This window comes from Paenibacillus sp. FSL H7-0690 (assembly GCF_037980415.1).
Classification (GTDB): Bacteria; Bacillota; Bacilli; order Paenibacillales; family Paenibacillaceae; genus Paenibacillus_AQ; species Paenibacillus_AQ odorifer.
In genome coordinates, this window is record NZ_CP150281.1 from 5,604,142 (window position 1) to 5,621,624 (window position 17,483).

Below are 17,483 nucleotides of genomic sequence, written 5' to 3' on the forward strand. Positions count from 1 at the left end.
TATACATAGTAAAAGGACATGTTGAATTAACAAACGTCAATCGGGATTAAGCTAATACTGTGGGATACCTTTGTATAAAATATATGGTTTACAATTCCTAACTTTTGATGCACAGTAATGAGTGAGTACTCACTCATTATATAATTAGAGTGTTTAACGCAATGCAGTTCATCACCATCACCATCACCATCACCATCACCATCAACATCACCATCAACATCACCATCACCTTCTACACCTTCAACTCAAGTAAGTATCCCAGAACATTCAGAATCGAGGAGATAAACATGGGTTCAGAGATTCCAGTTATTTCAGTGAGCCATGTCGGGAAAGCGTTTGGAGAGAAACAGGTGCTCGAGGATATTTCGCTTCAAGTGGAACGTGCGGAAACCTTTGGCATACTAGGGCCATCGGGCTCAGGAAAAACAACATTAGTGAAGCTGCTTACAGGTATCGATGAGGTAACCTCCGGCGAGGTGAAAATACTTGGCGTGACGATGCCGAAGCTGACTATGCTGCAACAGATTGGGTATATGGCCCAGTCTGATGCCTTGTACACGGAGCTTAGCGCGAAGGAGAATCTGGAGTTTTTTGCAGCGCTATATGGACTAAAGGGGGAGCAACGCTCCAAACGCATCACAGCCGTAATGGAGATCGTTAATTTACAAGATCATTTAAGAAAAAGAGTAGACCAATACTCCGGCGGGATGAAACGCCGCTTATCATTGGCGATCGCGCTGCTGCATGAACCGCCGTTGCTTATTCTTGATGAACCTACAGTTGGCATAGACCCGGTGCTGCGGCTATCCATCTGGAAGGAACTAAAAGCGCTGAACCAGAAAGGCACCACCATTGTGCTGACCACGCATGTCATGGATGAAGCTGAAAAATGTGACCGGCTCGGAATGATCCGTGATGGCAAGCTGCTTGCTGCCGACACGCCTGCCGGACTGCTGCAAGCCACCGGTTCAGCTTCTATTGAAGAAGCCTTTTTATATTATGGAGGTGTGCGTTCATGAGAATCCGAGCGATCACCTTAAGGATTTTGCGACAATTTATTCATGATAAAAGAACGATGGCATTAATGTTCATTGCACCACTCCTCGTTCTAAGCTTAATGAGCTTGGTCTTCAACGGTGACGCCTATGAACCCAAAATCGGTGTGTCCGGTGTACCTCTAAATATGTCAGCTGCGTTAAAAGAACAAAATGCCATCATCAAAGAATATGCCAGCGCAGAGCTGGGAAAAGGCGCTTTAGTTGAAGGAAAAATTGACGCTTTGATCACTTTGAACGGAACCGCCGGAGATTCGCAAGTAACGCCTCAAGTGCTGTTAGAAGGTAGCAACCCTACAGCCAATAAGGCAGTAATCATGACGCTGCAACAAATCTCCCAAAAACTTCTTCCAAGTACAAAGGAACAATTACAGCCGCAGATCAGCTATCTTTACGGTTCTGAGAATATGAAGACGATCGACCGTTTCGGTCCCATTATGATTGGCGTATTTGTTTTCTTTTTCGTATTCTTGATTGCAGGTGTATCCTTCTTAAGGGAACGAACCACAGGCACGCTTGAACGCCTACTTTCGACTCCATTAAAAAGATGGGAGATTGTGCTCGGGTATGTATGTGGTTTCGGCATATTTACCGTTTTTCAGGCGCTATTGATCTCATGGTATTCCATACAGATTCTTGGCATTATGATGACAGGCAGCTTTGGTTACGTATTGCTGATCACATTACTCCTATCGATGACAGCGCTGACGTTGGGCACACTGCTGTCGGCTTTTGCAGCCAATGAGTTGCAAATGATACAGTTCATTCCACTCATTATAGTGCCACAAATCTTCCTCAGTGGATTATTCCCGCTCGATACCCTCCCACTGTGGCTCCAGCGCGTTGGCCTCGCTACACCGATCTATTACGGATCAGAAGCTCTGATGAACATTATGGTCCGTGGCAAAGGATGGAGCGCAATTGCAATGGATGTCTATGTACTTATAGGATTTTCGCTGCTATTTATGCTGCTGAATGTATTGGCACTGCGCAAGCATCGCAAAATGTAACTTCACAAAAGCTATTATCATTGAAACAAAATGAATCAAGCATGGAGGGTTATTGTAATGAAAGAGGAAGTTTCTACGGAACAAAATATAGAAGAGCAGTGGATAGAAGAGCTGCTGACCCTTGGCAAAGACGAGAAACTGACACCGAAGCAGATTTCTATTCTACAAGCGGCGATTGAGGTGTTTTCCGAAAAAGGATACTCTGCGACATCCACGAGTGAAATTTCTCAGAAGGCGGGCGTGGCGGAGGGAACGATTTTTCGCTATTACAAGACTAAAAATGATCTGCTGCTTGCCATAGTAGGTCCTACCATGAGTCGCATGCTTGCGCCTTTTGTGCTGCGGAATTTCAACGGCGTGCTTGATATGCCCTACGACAGCTTTGAGGAGTTCCTGCGGGCATTTATGATCAATCGGCTGGATTTCGCCCGCAAGAATTTTAAAATTCTTAAGATTCTTATTCAGGAGATTCCTTTTCAGCCAACAGTTAGAGCGCAGTTTGTAGAGAATATTCTTAGCAAAATACTGGAGCGCGTGATTGATATTGTTGAACATTTTAAGGAAAAGGGTGAAATCATCGAGGTGCCTACACCCACACTTATACGCTTCACACTCTCATCTGTCGTAGGTTATTTGATGAATCGCTTGCTGCTGCAGCCAGATAAGGACTGGAACGACGAGGAAGAAATCAACCTGACGATCGCTTTTATCATGCATGGAATAAGTAAAACAACACCCCCTATTTGATGCGCACGCCCGTTCTGTTATCATAAGTACTATATTAAATTCGGGCTTTTCAAGATCAAGTTATGAGGAAGGAATTATGTTATGGGCTTTAGTGTATCAGAACGGGTAATCAAACTGCTGTGCGGCAAGTCTATTTTTGAAAAAGGATTAGCTTATTACCAAACTGAAAGTGTCGATATAATTGAAGTTGAAGAATACAATGACTCCATTCCAGATTTGCCCCGCTCTCGATATGAAGCCATTGTTCAGGGGGCGATCGACTATGAAGTTATGGTGGTCATTGATATTGATGGGGATGTCCAGGCAGAGTGTAATTGTCCAGCCTACTCCCATGGGGGGCCATTCTGTAAACATATCGCGGCTGTGCTGATCAACGTTGACGCCCTTAAAACTGGCCGAGATCGTTCAGAGCCTACCGGAGCTTCGCACCTGTCCTCTATAGAAGATACTGAGATTCTAACCCCACGTATTTTTACAGATACTGCGCAAGACAACGGGGGAAAGTCCAGAGATCAACAGCTCGTGAGCAGCCTACTGGGGATGTTCAGCAACCATACACCGCGTCCTAGCGGTACGGGGGTTTTTGTAGATAACAGACTTCCTCTAAATATAGAGTTTACATGCAAGCCGTTCACTTATAGTTACAGCCACACCATGCTGGGTATAGAAATGAAAGTCGGTCCAAAACGTCTATATATTGTTCAGAAAATAAGGGGATTTCTAGAAAGCGTACACCGCGGAGAATCCTTTGAGTTCTCGAAACATTTTATCTATGATCCTGCCATTTACAGCTTTCGGAAGGAAGACAATGTTGTTCTACAGAAGCTGATTGATATTGTATTAAATGAAAAAATGTACCGCGATAACGTAACTCCTTACTCACCTTATGGGGGAAGTATTGGGGGAGATCGTTTGCTGGCCGTCCCTCCTTTTTTCTGGGAGTCGCTTCAACCTGCGCTTTCAGAGGTCTCGTCGGTATTTTTGCAACAAGAAGAGGTGCTATACGAAGGCATCCACGTGTCCAATGAGGCGCCTCCACTCAGCTTTGAATTTGAACAGGCAGAAGAGGATGGATATCATCTGGATATTCAAGGACTTGAGCAGATTTCGGTCTTAGAAGATTACGGGATAGTACTATCGGAAGGTAAGTTGCTGAAGCTATCCCCTCAAGAATGCATACGCCTTGCTGAAATGAAAAAAATGCTGGATTCCTCCCGCCGAAATGGTATCGATATTGCCCCCGAGCAAATGGAGTCTTTTATGGACAAGGTTATTCCTGGTCTGAAAAAGCTAGGCAACGTCCATATCGCCGATTCCATCGCGGATCGGATTGTCCAACATAGGCTTATCGCGAGACTTTATCTGGACCGTGTGAGAGATCGGCTGCTCGCCGGACTAGAGTTCCAATATGGTGACATTGTGATCAATCCCTTAGATGAAAAAGCCCATGTTCGCGGGACGAATTTGATTCTTTTGCGAGACGGGGAGGGAGAAGCCCGCATTCTGGAGCTGATGGAGCACGAATCCTTCGCTAAAACTGAGGGCGGATATATTATGACAGACGAAGAGGGCGAGTACGATTTTTTGTACCATACCATTCCGCTGCTGGAACCGCTGCTTTCGGTCTATGCGACCTCCGCAGTCAAAGCAAGACTGTTCACGAGCACTACACCCCCAAAGGTGAGCATTAGTTGGAATGAAAAGACGGACTGGCTTGATTTTAAATTCGATATGGGCGGGATTCCAGAAGCTGAGATTGTTATGGTTCTGAAATCCCTGCAGGAAAAACGCAAATACTACCGCTTGCCTGATGGGGCCCTACTACCGCTGGAGAGCGAGGAGCTTCAAGAAATCATTACCTTTATGAATGATATAGGCATCCGGGAAGGTGAGATCAAAGGGGTGGAATTTTCTCTGCCCGTTGTTCGCGGGCTACATTTGACCTCCACGGATGCTAAGAGTGACTCCATTAAGCTGGGCAGATCCTTTAAAAGGTTACTTGCGAACATGCGGAATCCTGAGAATCTTGATTTTCCTATACCTGACAGTCTGGTTCCTGTGCTAAGGGATTATCAACAGTATGGGTTTCAGTGGCTGAAGACGTTGGCCCATTACCGTTTTGGTGGTATTTTGGCGGATGATATGGGGTTAGGCAAAACGCTGCAAAGTATCGCTTTTCTCCTGTCAGAACTTCCAGAGATCCGCCAGAATGGATTGCCTGCCCTAATTGTCGCTCCTGCGTCTCTCACTTATAACTGGCTTAATGAGCTTAAAAAATTCACACCAGAGATCAAAGCTGTCATTGCAGACGGTAGTCTAATTGAACGCGGGCGGATTTTAAAAAATACAGCAAAAGCTGATGTAATCATCACTTCTTATCCGTTGCTTCGCAGAGATGTTCAGCTGTATGCTAAAAAGTCTTTTCATACCCTGATTCTCGATGAAGCACAAACTATAAAAAACCATACTACACAGACAGCCCAAGCTGTAATGGCGCTTCAAGCCCGGCACCGTTTTGCACTTACGGGTACTCCCGTGGAGAATGCGTTGGAAGATTTATGGTCCATTTTCGGCACCGTGTTCCCTGGGTTGTTTCCAGGCAAAAAAGCTTTTCATGATTTACCAAGAGAAACGGTTGCGAAGCGGGCGCGTCCCTTTTTGCTGCGGCGCTTAAAGAGTGATGTGTTAAAGGAACTTCCGGACAAAATCGAATCCGTACAAGCATGTGAACTGCTGCCGGAGCAAAAAAAGTTATATGTAGCTTATCTCGCCCGTTTGAAAAAAGAGGCGCTTAAGCATTTGACCCAAGATAGCTTCGGCAATAATAATCGGATCAAAGTTCTGGCGGGACTAACTCGTCTGCGCCAATTGTGCTGCCACCCTGCTCTTTTTGTCGATGGATATGAAGGAAGCTCTGCTAAATTCGAGCAGCTGCTCGAAATCATAGAAGAATGTCGTAGTTCAGGTAAACGTATGTTAGTATTCTCACAATTCACAGAGATGCTCGGCCTGATTGGGCGTGAACTAGGATATCAGGGCATTCCATACTTTTATTTAGATGGTCAAACGCCTGTTTCTCAACGAGTAGATTTATGTAATAAATTTAATGAAGGAGAGCGTGATATTTTCTTAATCTCCTTAAAGGCCGGCGGGACTGGGCTCAACCTAACTGGGGCAGACACTGTAATCCTTTACGATCTTTGGTGGAACCCTGCCGTCGAGCAGCAAGCTGCGGATCGGGCTCACCGGATTGGGCAGAAAAATGTAGTGCAAGTAATTCGTCTCGTCACCCAAGGCACCGTAGAGGACAAGATGTATGAGCTGCAGCAGAAGAAAAAGAACTTGATTGATGAGGTCATCCAGCCAGGTCAAGAAAGCCTGTCTACCCTTACAGAGCAAGACATCCGGGAGATTCTGATGATCTAAATAACAATATTGGAGAAAAAATCAGGATATCCTGCAGCCCATAGGGCTATCGGGATATCCCTTTTTCTTCAGATTATGCGATTGTAACTCCTGCACTAGCATAGCCAGCAACAGTTGTTGCAACGTCAATGCCAGCCGTGACCGTCGAAGTGAAGACCAACAACAAGCGTTCTCCCACAGTTACAGGGATGCTCAAACCTGTGGTATTACCACTGCTAATAGTTCCAAGAGCAATTAATCCTGTAAGCGGAGGACTTAACGTAACTAAAGCCCCAGGTACTGCTGTGAAGGTATTGTTAGGTGTAGTAGATCTGTATAATTGAGCCGTGATTGTTACCGTAGACCCCACCAAACTAACGGAAGCTGTCGCACTGAAATAGGCTGCCATAGACGTAATCGTTCCAGTTCTAGGGACCGAGAACGCAAAGTTCAGCAAGGTTCCAGCCGCTCCGGTGAGATCTATAGTACCGCCTGTAATACTGATATTGGTTGCACTGCTACCAAAACCAACTGCACTTGAAGTATTCAAAAGCCCCCCTAATACAGTGGTCATTGCTACTGGAAGACCAGAAGAATATGGAATAATTGCACCTGAACCAGTAGCACCTGTTGCTCCAGTTACACCAGCAGTTCCTGTTGCTCCAGTTACGCCAGCACCTGTTGCTCCTGTTGCTCCAGTGCTTCCTGTTGCTCCCGTTGCTCCAGCAGTTCCTGTCGCTCCAGTTACACCAGCAGTTCCTGTCGCTCCAGTTACACCAGCGCTACCCGTCGCTCCCGTTGCTCCAGCACTTCCTGTCGCTCCCGTTACTCCAGCACTACCTGTCGCTCCCGTTACACCAGCAGTTCCTGTCGCTCCCGTTGCTCCAGCAGTTCCTGTTGCTCCCGTTGCTCCAGCAGTTCCTGTTGCTCCGGTTACGCCAGCACCTGTTGCTCCCGTTGCTCCAGCACTTCCTGTCGCTCCCGTTGCTCCAGCAGTTCCTGTCGCTCCAGTTACACCAGCACTACCTGTCGCTCCCGTTGCTCCAGCACTTCCTGTCGCTCCCGTTACGCCAGCAGTTCCTGTCGCTCCCGTTGCTCCAGCACTTCCTGTTGCTCCCGTTGCTCCAGCAGTTCCTGTTGCTCCGGTTACGCCAGCACCTGTCGCTCCCGTTGCTCCAGTGCTTCCTGTTGCTCCCGTTGCTCCAGCAGTTCCTGTTGCTCCGGTTACGCCAGCACCTGTCGCTCCCGTTGCTCCAGTGCTTCCTGTTGCTCCCGTTGCTCCGACGCTTCCTGTAGCTCCAGTAGCTCCAGCACCTGTGGCTCCGGTTTCGCCAGTACTTCCTGTCGCCCCCGTTGCCCCTGCACTTCCTGTCGCTCCCGTGGCTCCAGCACCTGTGGCTCCGGTTACGCCAGCACCTGTCGCTCCCGTTGCACCAACGCTTCCTGTAGCTCCAGTAGCTCCAGTAGCACCTGTAATTCCTATATTTTCTCCATATAATTCAGAGTAGACAAGGCGATGAGCAGTCACTAATTGACCTGTGCTACTCTTCCCCCAAACTGAAATTTGAATGGGATCATCAATCGTAATAGGTGTTGTGAATAGAAATTCAAATGAATCAAAGTTTGCATAATAATCCCTATTAACCACTTGATTAGGAGCTAAATTAACCTGTTCACTTACATATAAAGTTCTTGTCCCATTCATATAATAGCCTTCGACTTGAACCGTTGACGGAGTATCATCACTCTGATTGACAATTTTAAGAGTAACAAGCTGAGTAGGTCTTACACCGCCTACCAGATTATTTTCTATGGGACCAGTAGATAGTTGACTCAATTTTCAACACCTCATTTTTTATGAAATTATAATACTCGTATTATTTGAATTTCGAAAATCAACTCACCTGAACAAAACTATCCTCAAGAGTTACGTATAAACTAGGGTTTTATCTATAATCATTCCTCCCCCTGCTCTAAGTTGATAATCTATGAGCCTAGAAAATTAGTTCCTATTTTTTGGCTCTTTATAGTATTATTCTTATTTTGAATTAAGGTGTGGACATCCATTTAAAAACTACTATTACACATATTTGATTTATTAAAATAAGCTAAAAATCTGTAATGGTTTAATAGAATAAGAATCTAATAAGCAACGTTCCAGTCGACTTATAACATATGCCAACAAAACAGAGGGTAACCCGAGAGCCACACTAACGGCTACCGAATTACCCCTGTTATAAACACTGAACTTGAAGATAAATAAGCTTAAGTTAATTCATGAACAGACCAGACGATACCTGCTGAGTTCGCTCCACCCAAATTCAAAGGAACCGTCAAACCATTTGCCACATAGAACAAGCCAATCACATCACCTGCGGTTAATGCAAATTCTCCAGCTAGCGTCACAGTACCACTTCCCAAAATTGCTCTCAAATCTAATATAAGCGCTACATTCACATCAAGTACTGGGAACAACCCACTTACCAGATTTGTTGCAGTAGGAGAAGTTCTCTGAACTACGAAAGCCGGATTAACTCCAGCACCAAGACTGATAGAAAGTGAGGCAGTTGTGGAATAATTGATAGTCGCTTCAATCGAATATCTACCAGTTGTCGGAATGGTATAATTTCCACCAACTTCGTCGAAAGACGGGCTATCATAAAAGGGTGTTGTCACAGTCCAGCCAGTTAATTGTGTAGATGTGGAAATTGCCAATGAGGGTTTGAAAGCAGAAAACCCTTCTTGTTGAATATTCGGACCTGTTGCTCCAGTTACTCCGGTAGCTCCGGTAGCTCCGGTAGCTCCGGTAGCTCCGGTAGCTCCGGTAGCTCCGGTTACACCAGCTATTCCAGTCGTTCCTGTTACTCCAGCTACTCCTGTTGCTCCCGTTGCTCCTGCTACTCCCGTTGCTCCAGTCGCTCCAGCTTCACCCGTTGCTCCGGTTGCCCCAGCTACTCCTGTTGCTCCAGTTGCTCCGGTTACTCCTGTTTCACCCGTTGCTCCGGTTACACCAGCTACTCCTGTTGCTCCGGTTACACCAGCTACTCCTGTTGCTCCAGTTGCTCCTGCTACTCCAGTCGCTCCGGTCACTCCAGCTTCACCCGTTGCTCCGGTTACACCAGCTACTCCTGTTGCTCCGGTTACTCCTGTTTCACCCGTTGCTCCAGTTACACCAGCTACTCCTGTTGCTCCTGTTGCTCCTGCTACTCCAGTCGCTCCGGTTACTCCTGTTTCACCCGTTGCTCCTGTTGCTCCGGTCACTCCTGTTTCACCCGTTGCTCCGGTTACACCAGCTACTCCTGTTGCTCCTGTTGCTCCAGTTGCTCCTGCTACTCCAGTCGCTCCAGCTTCACCCGTTGCTCCGGTTGCTCCAGCTTCACCCGTTGCTCCGGTTGCTCCAGCTACTCCCGTTGCTCCGGTTGCTCCGGTTGCTCCAGCTACTCCTGTCGCTCCGGTTGCTCCGGTCGCTCCAGTTGCTCCAGTTGCTCCATCCGCTCCGGTTGCACCAGTCGCCCCAGTTACTCCGTCTGCTCCTGTCGCACCAGTCGCACCAGTCACTCCATCGGCTCCTGTCGCTCCTGTGGCACCCGTTGCTCCATCGGCTCCCGTTGCTCCAGTTGCACCAGTCACTCCATCGGCTCCTGTCGCACCAGTTACTCCGTCTGCTCCTGTAGCTCCAGTCTCTCCTGCTCCGGTAGCACCCGTTGCTCCATCCGCTCCAGTTGCTCCCGTTGCACCTGTAGCTCCATCGGCTCCTGTCGCCCCAGTCTCTCCTGCTCCGGTCGCTCCGGTAGCACCCGTTGCTCCGTCAGCTCCCGTTGCACCAGTCGCCCCAGTTGCTCCATCGACTCCAGTCGCTCCAGTTGCTCCGTCTGCTCCGGTCGCCCCGGTTGCTCCGTCTGCTCCCGTTGCACCCGTTGCTCCATCCGCTCCCGTTGCACCAGTCACTCCATCTGCACCTGTTGCACCTGTCTCTCCTGCTCCGGTCGCTCCAGTTGCTCCGTCTGCTCCCGTTGCACCAGTCGCCCCAGTTACTCCGTCTGCTCCTGTAGCTCCAGTCTCTCCTGCTCCAGTCGCTCCCGTTGCTCCGTCTGCTCCCGTTGCTCCTGTAGCTCCATCTGCTCCTGTTGCCCCAGTCTCTCCTGCTCCGGTCGCTCCCGTTGCTCCTGTTGCTCCATCCGCTCCCGTTGCACCAGTCGCGCCAGTTGCTCCATCGGCTCCTGTTGCCCCAGTCTCTCCTGCTCCGGTCGCTCCTGTTGCACCCGTTGCTCCGTCAGCTCCCGTTGCACCAGTCGCACCAGTTACTCCGTCTGCTCCTGTAGCTCCAGTCTCTCCTGCTCCGGTCGCTCCTGTTGCACCCGTTGCTCCGTCAGCTCCCGTTGCACCAGTCGCACCATCTGCCCCTGTTGCACCTGTCGCCCCAGTCTCTCCTGCTCCGGTAGCACCCGTTACTCCATCCGCTCCGGTTGCACCAGTTGCACCTGTAGCTCCATCGGCACCTGTTGCCCCAGTCTCTCCTGCTCCAGTCGCTCCAGTTGCTCCATCCGCTCCCGTCGCCCCGGTTGCACCAGTTACTCCATCTGCACCTGTCGCCCCAGTCTCTCCTGCGCCGGTCGCTCCCGTTGCTCCGTCTGCTCCCGTTGCTCCTGTTGCTCCATCCGCTCCCGTTGCACCAGTCGCCCCGGTCGCGCCAGTTATCCCTTGCGTTACACCAAGCAATTCTGCATGTACAAGTCGATGGGCAGTCACAATCTGGCCAACGCTATTTTTTCCCCATACTGAGATTTGAATCGGATCATCTACCAGACTTGTAGTTGTAAAAATAAATTCAAACGCATCAAAATCGGCATAATAATCACGTGTTATAACTTCATTAGGTGCTACATTTATCAGCTCGCTGACATATAAAGTTCTTGTCCCATCCATATAGTATCCTTGAACAAGAGCCATTGATGAATCAATGTCACTTCGGTTATCAATTTTGACAGTAACATGCTGAGTAGGTCTTACACCCCCTACCATACTATTGTCTATCGGTCCGGTAGATAAATAACTCAATTTCTCATCACTCCTTTAACGTTAACTGTAATAATTATTAAATTAATACTGCCTGCTTCTCCCACGCAACTATGCGATGAGGATCTACCAATGCCCCTGAGTTCTGTTTACCCCAGACTGAAATCCCAACCTCTGCTTCAACCGCTTCTACTGTTGTAAACACAAATTCAAATGCGTCCAAGTCGGCAAAATAGTTCTTAGTTAAAACTTGATTAGGTGCTAGATTTACTGTTTCATTCACATACATCGTTCTTGATCCGTTAAGAAGGAAACCTTGAATAACTAGATTATAAGGATTAAGAGAATCCCGATTAACTACTTTTACGGTTACCAGTTGCGACGGTCTGACCCCTAGGATCGGGCTGTTATCTATAGGTCCAGTAGAAAAAATAGCCATGTTTTATTCACTCCTCCCTTCCACTACAATTTGAAAGATTAGTGGCTCCGTATAGTAATATTCCTTGGCTTGAGTTAGCGTGTGGACTGTTGTTCAAAGGAACAGCTGGTCCTATAACAAGACAGCCTTCTTTTTCCAAATTTATAATCTACTAAACTGATAAGCTAACAACAAAGAGCAACCAAGATTGTTAAGAAGCTAACCACTATTGCTTTTTATGAAATATTAGGTATACTGGTAAAAATTAATTAAGCATCGATGAGCGGGAGAGTAGTTAACGAGATCTAGTCCTCAGCGAGCCGGGAGAGTGTAAGCCGGTACAGATCCCTTTAATGAAGCGCACCCGTGAGATGGACTTCTGAACCTTAGTAGGAAGTCCCGGCTGAAGGCCGTTATCCCGTAAGGTGGCTGAACAACTTGTTCAGCAACGAGAGTGGTACCGCGAGCGCTAAAGCCCTCGTCTCTTTTGAGACGAGGGCTTTTTTGTATTTTCAAAGGAGGGTATACCATGTTAAATCAAATCATCAAAGACGGAATCGAGCACAGTGTACAACGTGTATTCAATACCTTAGGAGCTGACTATCCAGAGGACATTGCCATTCTGATCGAACAGCCAGCTAATCTAGAGCATGGTGATTATTCATGCAATATCGCTATGCAGCTAGCCAAAACTCTACGTAAATCCCCAATGGTCATAGCAGAATTAGTGAAAGCAGAGCTTCAATTCCAAGGGCGCCTCGCCGGTCTTTTACAAAAAGTTGAAGTCGCTGCTCCCGGATTTATCAATTTGTATATGAATTGGCAAAGCTGGGCTGAACATTCCTTTGAACTGCCTGCCAGCACTGGGGAAAAAGTCATCATCGAGCACACTTCTATCAACCCCAACAAAGCCGCTCACGTAGGTCATCTAAGAAACGCCTGTATCGGCGATACTCTAGTCAGAATTATGAAAAGAACTGGGTATAACGTAGAGGTCCATAACTACATTGATGATCTCGGCAATCAGCTGGCGGATACAGTTGTTGGATTATTAAATATATCTTTAGAAGGGGAACACCAACGTTTCGGTGATTTTTGCTGGGATCTTTATGCCAAAGTGAACAAAGAATATGCGCTGAACCCTGAGATGACACATAAGCGCACAGATATACTGCACTCCCTTGAACAAGGGGGCGGTAACGAAGCCTGGCTGGGCAACCTTGTAGCTGAACGCATCGTTAGAGAGCATGTAGAGGAAATGAAACATTTTGGAATTTATTATGATTTGCTGGTATGGGAGAGCAGTATTTTAAAAGAGGGATTTTGGGCAGCCGCAGCTGAGCTACTGAAGCAGACAGCCGTTTTTGTACAAGAGACTGAAGGTAAACTCGCAGGCTGCTGGGTGCTGAAGCAAAGAACAGAGGCTAACATTGGAGCGGATTCAGAGGAGCATCAGCTCGATAAGGTGCTGGTGCGTTCGAATGGGATTTTAACGTATACAGCCAAAGATATTGCCTATCATCTCTGGAAATTTGGTCTTTTGACCAAAGATTTCTCCTTTAGCGAATTCTCGTCCGGTTTATGGACAACTGGATTAACTGGAACCCAAGAATCTTATGGGCAGGCGGACAGAGTCATCAATGTGATCGATTACAGACAGGAATATCCACAACAGATGGTTAAGCAAGCCTTAGGGGCACTAGGTTATAACGAGCAAGCAGACAAACTCCATCATGTGAGCTATGGTGTTGTATCTCTTAGTCCCGCTTCGGCGGCCGAGCTGGGTATAGATATTTCAGAAGGCAAATCTTCTTATGCTATGTCCGGACGTCAGGGAATCGGGATTAAGGTAAGCGATTTGGTGGAGCTTATGGAACAGAACATTGAGCACTCACGTTCCGATAAAGACGGCCTCTCCAGCCGATTGATTGCCACTGCTGCGATTCGCTACTATCTGCTGCGGTTTAATTTAGGAACGGAAATCGTGTTTGATTTCAAACAGGCTACCGAAATATCCGGCAATACCGGAGTTTATCTGATGTATACTTTTGCGCGTGCGACAAGCGTTTTGAGTAAAGCTACGATCCCAATCCTTACAGCTGCCGCACAGCTTCAGTTCCCTTCCGAATTGGAAAAAGCAGAGCTTGCCCTGCTAAGACAGCTAAGCCTCTGGCCGGAGATATTACATTCAGCAAGTATAGAGTTAACGCCAAATACGCTCTGCACTTACGCACATACCTTAGCTACACTGTTCAACAACTTCTATTCTGGATGTCCGATTCTAAAAGGAGATCCAGCTACGATCAAATTCCGCCTCTGGCTCACTTCAAGATTCAAGGACATCTTGGGAGATGTGCTCGAAGTGCTTGGGTTACCGACACCGAGCCGAATGTAAAAAACACAAAAAAAGGGCAATTTCCGCGTTTAACGCGGAGATTGCCCTTCTATATATAATGTTACTTATAAATCTCTATCACATTTCCAGCTTCCGTGCTGAGACGATCAAAGTCCGCACGTTTGATGCGAACACCACCACTACGATAGCGGTTAGGTGTACCTTCTGTTTGCACTTCCGTACCATTGATAGTAATTTGACTAATCTCACGACCTGTAAGGTGATAGATAAAGTCTACCTTAGTGCCTGCATATTCAAAGCTAAAGTGCATTCCATCCAGCGATTCCGGCAGAATAGGGTCAACAATTAAGTCTCCACCTTCCGTACGGATCCCCAGTGCATTCGAGATTAACTGGTTCATATAGATCCCAGGACCGCTGGAATAGATTCTCCAGCCACCTTTAACAGCTACGTCACCATTGCGCAGTTTATCGAAATTCTCCTGTGCCTCATAACGGGTGTTAAATTTACCATCCGAGCTACTGAAATAGGAGTTAGCTTGACGTAGTTCAGCGTTTGGCACCACATCGCGGATTCCGATCGGATTAATCGCTGCCAGACCCTTCCAGACCTGATCGGTTTTACCGAGCTTGGCCATAGCCTCTACATAACGGATATGTGCATGCACATACTGAAGTCCAATTTCCCGGCCAAAGTTAGCCGCTTGCTCCGCACGTTTGAAATGAGTGCTGACCCCGCCAACATATTGAGCTGGACGATTCATCAGACGCACACCATCAGGGCAGAATAGTTTATCCTGAATGACATCATAGTGTGCTTCGGCCTGTTCCGGAGTAAGCAGCTCACTGATCATACTGCGCGTCATAGGCAGCAGACGGTACTGAATACCTGTTTCTGTGTCACTTGGGTGCACCATAAGTTTAATTTGCTCAGGGTCTTCCATATACAGGAAGCCAGGAATCACTTCGGATTGAAGCATATGAGTATGGAAATCCTTACGGATCCCTTCCACCATCGCCTTCAGTTCCTCTGCCTCAGCTTGATCAACTGAACGAAGCACCTCTGAGAACTGATTAAGTGTCTGATAGGTAAGTGCCACTGTCCAGCTGCTGACCATATACTGCTTCAGCTGTGGATTTGCAGGTTGGAGCGTATCATCCCAGTCTCCATCACCGTAAGAAGACAGATGTGTGTCATGCAGGAAATGATCCTTAATATAAGCAATTTCCTTCCGTGCGTGATCCAGCAACGTCGCCTTTTCTTCTGTAAAGTCAAAGCTGTGCTTACGGGTATACGGTACTGTTGCTCCCAAGATGCTGTAATCCTGAGTTACTGCCAAGTAGTCTCCAAGCACCTTAAGCGGCCATACAATAATATCTCCATGACTTTCTTCTTGTTGTATCTTCGTGTATTTATCAAACATGAACCACTGTGGCCAGTTGCCATCATCTTCATATTGATGACTGTACAGCGTCAGCAAAATTTCACGAACCTGTTCGTATTTTTGCGTAGCCATGAAATATTCCACAGGTCCCTGACATACATCCCGGGTTCCCCAAGCAGCGCCACCATATTGCTCTAAACCATGTGGAACCGAATAGTGAACCAGCATGTTATGTGTGTACCACCAAGTCAGAGCGTTAACCTTAAACAGTTCACCTTCTGTTCCGTCCCCAAGCGTCAGGCGGAAGCCATTCATCACACCAGCATAAAACGCGCGATAAGCAGAAATTTCTTCCTCAGCTGAACGATTTCTTGGAGCAAGTGACTTACCATCCAGAAGGCCTTGAATATTCAAGGTCCATTCACTGCTGGCAGACAGCTCTAAAACTGCTAACGGCGCTTCAGTTGGTTGAACAGGAGAGACAAGTCTACCTTCATCCTGCAGAGTTAACTCCGCACCCTGTACCTGTAATTTATACTGTAAGTCAGGATATTCACCAGCACTTAGTGCGCTTCTGTCAGCCGAGAAGATTACTGCTCCACCTTCTTGCTTAGATTGATATGGAAGCTCGTATTCATTAACGTTCATGGTGATTTGATTAGTGACTAAATAACGATAAGCTCGTCCGCTTTCCGAACGCACATTCAGGAATATCTCCGGCGAATCTTCGGTGGTGTAGTTCGTAATAATGAAGCATTCACCATCTGTTCTGTAATACCAACGAGCATAGTTGAAACCAACCTCAAATAGAGAAGGCATGGTCAGCAAACGATATTCACCGTTCCACTCTACATAAATGCGTTGTCCTGAAGCTTTTGGAATGTTAAGCGCATTTCTTGGATTGGACATTAGCTTGTTGAAATTGGTATTTCCAATTACCACTTGGGAGTTAAAGATCCCGTACATATAAGAAGTTGTTGTGATGACCTTATCATTAAGTCGAGCGTTATCCCCACTCATCAGGATATGGCCGTGTGGCCGTTCTACGCGCATTTCTTTCTCTTTTAAAACTACGTGCTCATAATTCTCCGTGAAAAAGGAAAGTAGTGTGTCTCCTTCTCTCTCCTCCTGATAACGAACCGGAAACAAGACCCCGATCTCTTTCTCTGTCAGCGAATCTGCAGCCAGCGGTGCTCCCAGCTCCTTCGAGAAGAAAGAACGTTCAAGTGCTGCTTCAGCTTCTAAAGGTAAATCTTTAACAGCATCCCAAGCCGCAGCAATATCATTAGCAAATTCTAGCGCAGTGATCGCTTCTGGATGATCTTGCTTAAACAATCCGTAGAACACAAACCGTGTTTCCCCGCTCAGCTTCACCCGTTCCGATTGCAGCGCAGTATATGCGAATTCATATTGATAGATCTCATTACTTAATTGCTCACGACCCAAGCTCTCTGGTTGGTTGGTTTCTTTATAGGACAGTCCAAAGAATTGAAAACCGTCTGTTGAGAAGCTTGTTGCCTTGGTAAGTGAACCCTGTTGCAGATATGGGAATTTCCCGCCCTGCGGCTGATTCTGTCTAGAGCAAACAACGTACCCGTTGGATTGATCCTCAAATACCGCATGATCGATATACTGTGACAGGTAAGCTTCATTACTGCGGACAGCGGCGATATCAGCAATCCCTACATCCTGTCCGTACACAAGATCTACCTCTGCATTTTGTCCAGTAAGCTTCACATCCCAGAACCAAGCTCCTCCTGCAGTAGGGGTGAAAATAACTTGATATTCAATATTTTCCGCAGTACCTTCCCAAACCAAACGGTTTCCAGCCTTACGTACAGTGCTTGAAGAATGAATGCCCAGCAAAGGAATGGCTTGAATGTTTCCATCATTGTGCACTCGCAAATATAGATTGGATAATGAACCATCCACAATGCTTGGCAGCAATTGATTGATCATTGTCCGTTCGTAGAGGACTTGGAACAAGTCCCCGCTGTTTGTAAAAGTGAAGGATAGATCCCCGGCGTTTAAACGGATGTTAGTATTCAAATTAGTAGTCATATTATACACTTCCTCCATTACGGCGTTACTG

General features: G+C 47.0%; 9 protein-coding genes and 1 other annotated feature. Of the genes, 5 read left to right on the top strand and 4 right to left on the bottom strand.

Annotation, left to right across the window (positions count from 1 at the left end):
* Nucleotides 1-287: 287 nt before the first annotated feature.
* The 4 genes from MHI32_RS24730 to MHI32_RS24745 all read left to right on the top strand — a co-directional run bounded on the left by MHI32_RS24730 (nt 288) and on the right by MHI32_RS24745 (nt 6,238).
* Complete coding sequence (locus MHI32_RS24730; RefSeq protein ID WP_076279987.1) at nt 288-1,019, top strand: ABC transporter ATP-binding protein; 732 nt, start codon at nt 288-290, stop codon at nt 1,017-1,019.
* Nucleotides 1,016-2,065, top strand: a complete 1,050-nt coding sequence (locus tag MHI32_RS24735) for an ABC transporter permease (protein WP_076277516.1) — start codon at nt 1,016-1,018, stop codon at nt 2,063-2,065. Before MHI32_RS24730 ends, MHI32_RS24735 begins: the two co-directional genes overlap by 4 nt.
* A gap of 57 nt (nt 2,066-2,122) precedes the next feature.
* Nucleotides 2,123-2,812, top strand: coding sequence for a TetR/AcrR family transcriptional regulator (locus MHI32_RS24740; protein ID WP_076220316.1), 690 nt, complete (start codon nt 2,123-2,125; stop codon nt 2,810-2,812).
* 81 nt (nt 2,813-2,893) lie between these two features.
* Nucleotides 2,894-6,238 (top strand): SNF2 helicase associated domain-containing protein, encoded by a 3,345-nt coding sequence (locus MHI32_RS24745; RefSeq protein WP_340011146.1) that lies wholly within the window; start codon nt 2,894-2,896, stop codon nt 6,236-6,238.
* 73 nt (nt 6,239-6,311) lie between these two features.
* Here MHI32_RS24745 and MHI32_RS24750 read toward each other — a convergent pair whose 3' ends face one another.
* The 3 genes from MHI32_RS24750 to MHI32_RS24760 all read right to left on the bottom strand — a co-directional run bounded on the left by MHI32_RS24750 (nt 6,312) and on the right by MHI32_RS24760 (nt 11,672).
* A complete protein-coding gene (locus MHI32_RS24750; RefSeq protein WP_340011147.1) occupies nt 6,312-8,054 on the bottom strand; it encodes an exosporium glycoprotein BclB-related protein in 1,743 nt (580 codons plus the stop codon).
* A gap of 428 nt (nt 8,055-8,482) precedes the next feature.
* Nucleotides 8,483-11,275 (bottom strand): collagen-like protein, encoded by a 2,793-nt coding sequence (locus tag MHI32_RS24755; protein ID WP_340011149.1) that lies wholly within the window; start codon nt 11,273-11,275, stop codon nt 8,483-8,485.
* Nucleotides 11,276-11,312: 37 nt separating this feature from the next.
* Nucleotides 11,313-11,672 (bottom strand): hypothetical protein, encoded by a 360-nt coding sequence (locus MHI32_RS24760; protein ID WP_036687001.1) that lies wholly within the window; start codon nt 11,670-11,672, stop codon nt 11,313-11,315.
* Between the two features lie 249 nt (nt 11,673-11,921).
* Nucleotides 11,922-12,140 (top strand) — a binding site (T-box leader).
* A 40-nt stretch (nt 12,141-12,180) separates the two neighbouring features.
* Between MHI32_RS24760 and argS the strand changes: the two genes are divergently transcribed.
* Nucleotides 12,181-14,046 carry an arginine--tRNA ligase gene (argS, locus tag MHI32_RS24765; protein ID WP_340011151.1) on the top strand — a complete coding sequence of 622 codons (1,866 nt, stop codon included), beginning with the start codon at nt 12,181-12,183 and terminating at the stop codon, nt 14,044-14,046.
* 61 nt (nt 14,047-14,107) lie between these two features.
* Here the strand turns inward: argS and MHI32_RS24770 are convergent, their stop codons facing one another.
* Nucleotides 14,108-17,452 (bottom strand): cellobiose phosphorylase, encoded by a 3,345-nt coding sequence (locus MHI32_RS24770; protein WP_248549557.1) that lies wholly within the window; start codon nt 17,450-17,452, stop codon nt 14,108-14,110.
* Nucleotides 17,453-17,483 lie beyond the last annotated feature (31 nt).

Excerpts from the sequence above, each read along its gene's own strand:
- MHI32_RS24730 (WP_076279987.1), top strand. The coding sequence starts at position 288 with ATGGGTTCAGAGATTCCAGTTATTTCAGTGAGCCATGTCGGGAAAGCG.
- MHI32_RS24735 (WP_076277516.1), top strand. The coding sequence starts at position 1,016 with ATGAGAATCCGAGCGATCACCTTAAGGATTTTGCGACAATTTATTCAT.
- MHI32_RS24740 (WP_076220316.1), top strand. The coding sequence starts at position 2,123 with ATGAAAGAGGAAGTTTCTACGGAACAAAATATAGAAGAGCAGTGGATA.
- MHI32_RS24745 (WP_340011146.1), top strand. The coding sequence starts at position 2,894 with ATGGGCTTTAGTGTATCAGAACGGGTAATCAAACTGCTGTGCGGCAAG.
- MHI32_RS24760 (WP_036687001.1), bottom strand. The coding sequence starts at position 11,672 with ATGGCTATTTTTTCTACTGGACCTATAGATAACAGCCCGATCCTAGGG.
- argS (WP_340011151.1), top strand. The coding sequence starts at position 12,181 with ATGTTAAATCAAATCATCAAAGACGGAATCGAGCACAGTGTACAACGT.
- MHI32_RS24770 (WP_248549557.1), bottom strand. The coding sequence starts at position 17,452 with ATGACTACTAATTTGAATACTAACATCCGTTTAAACGCCGGGGATCTA.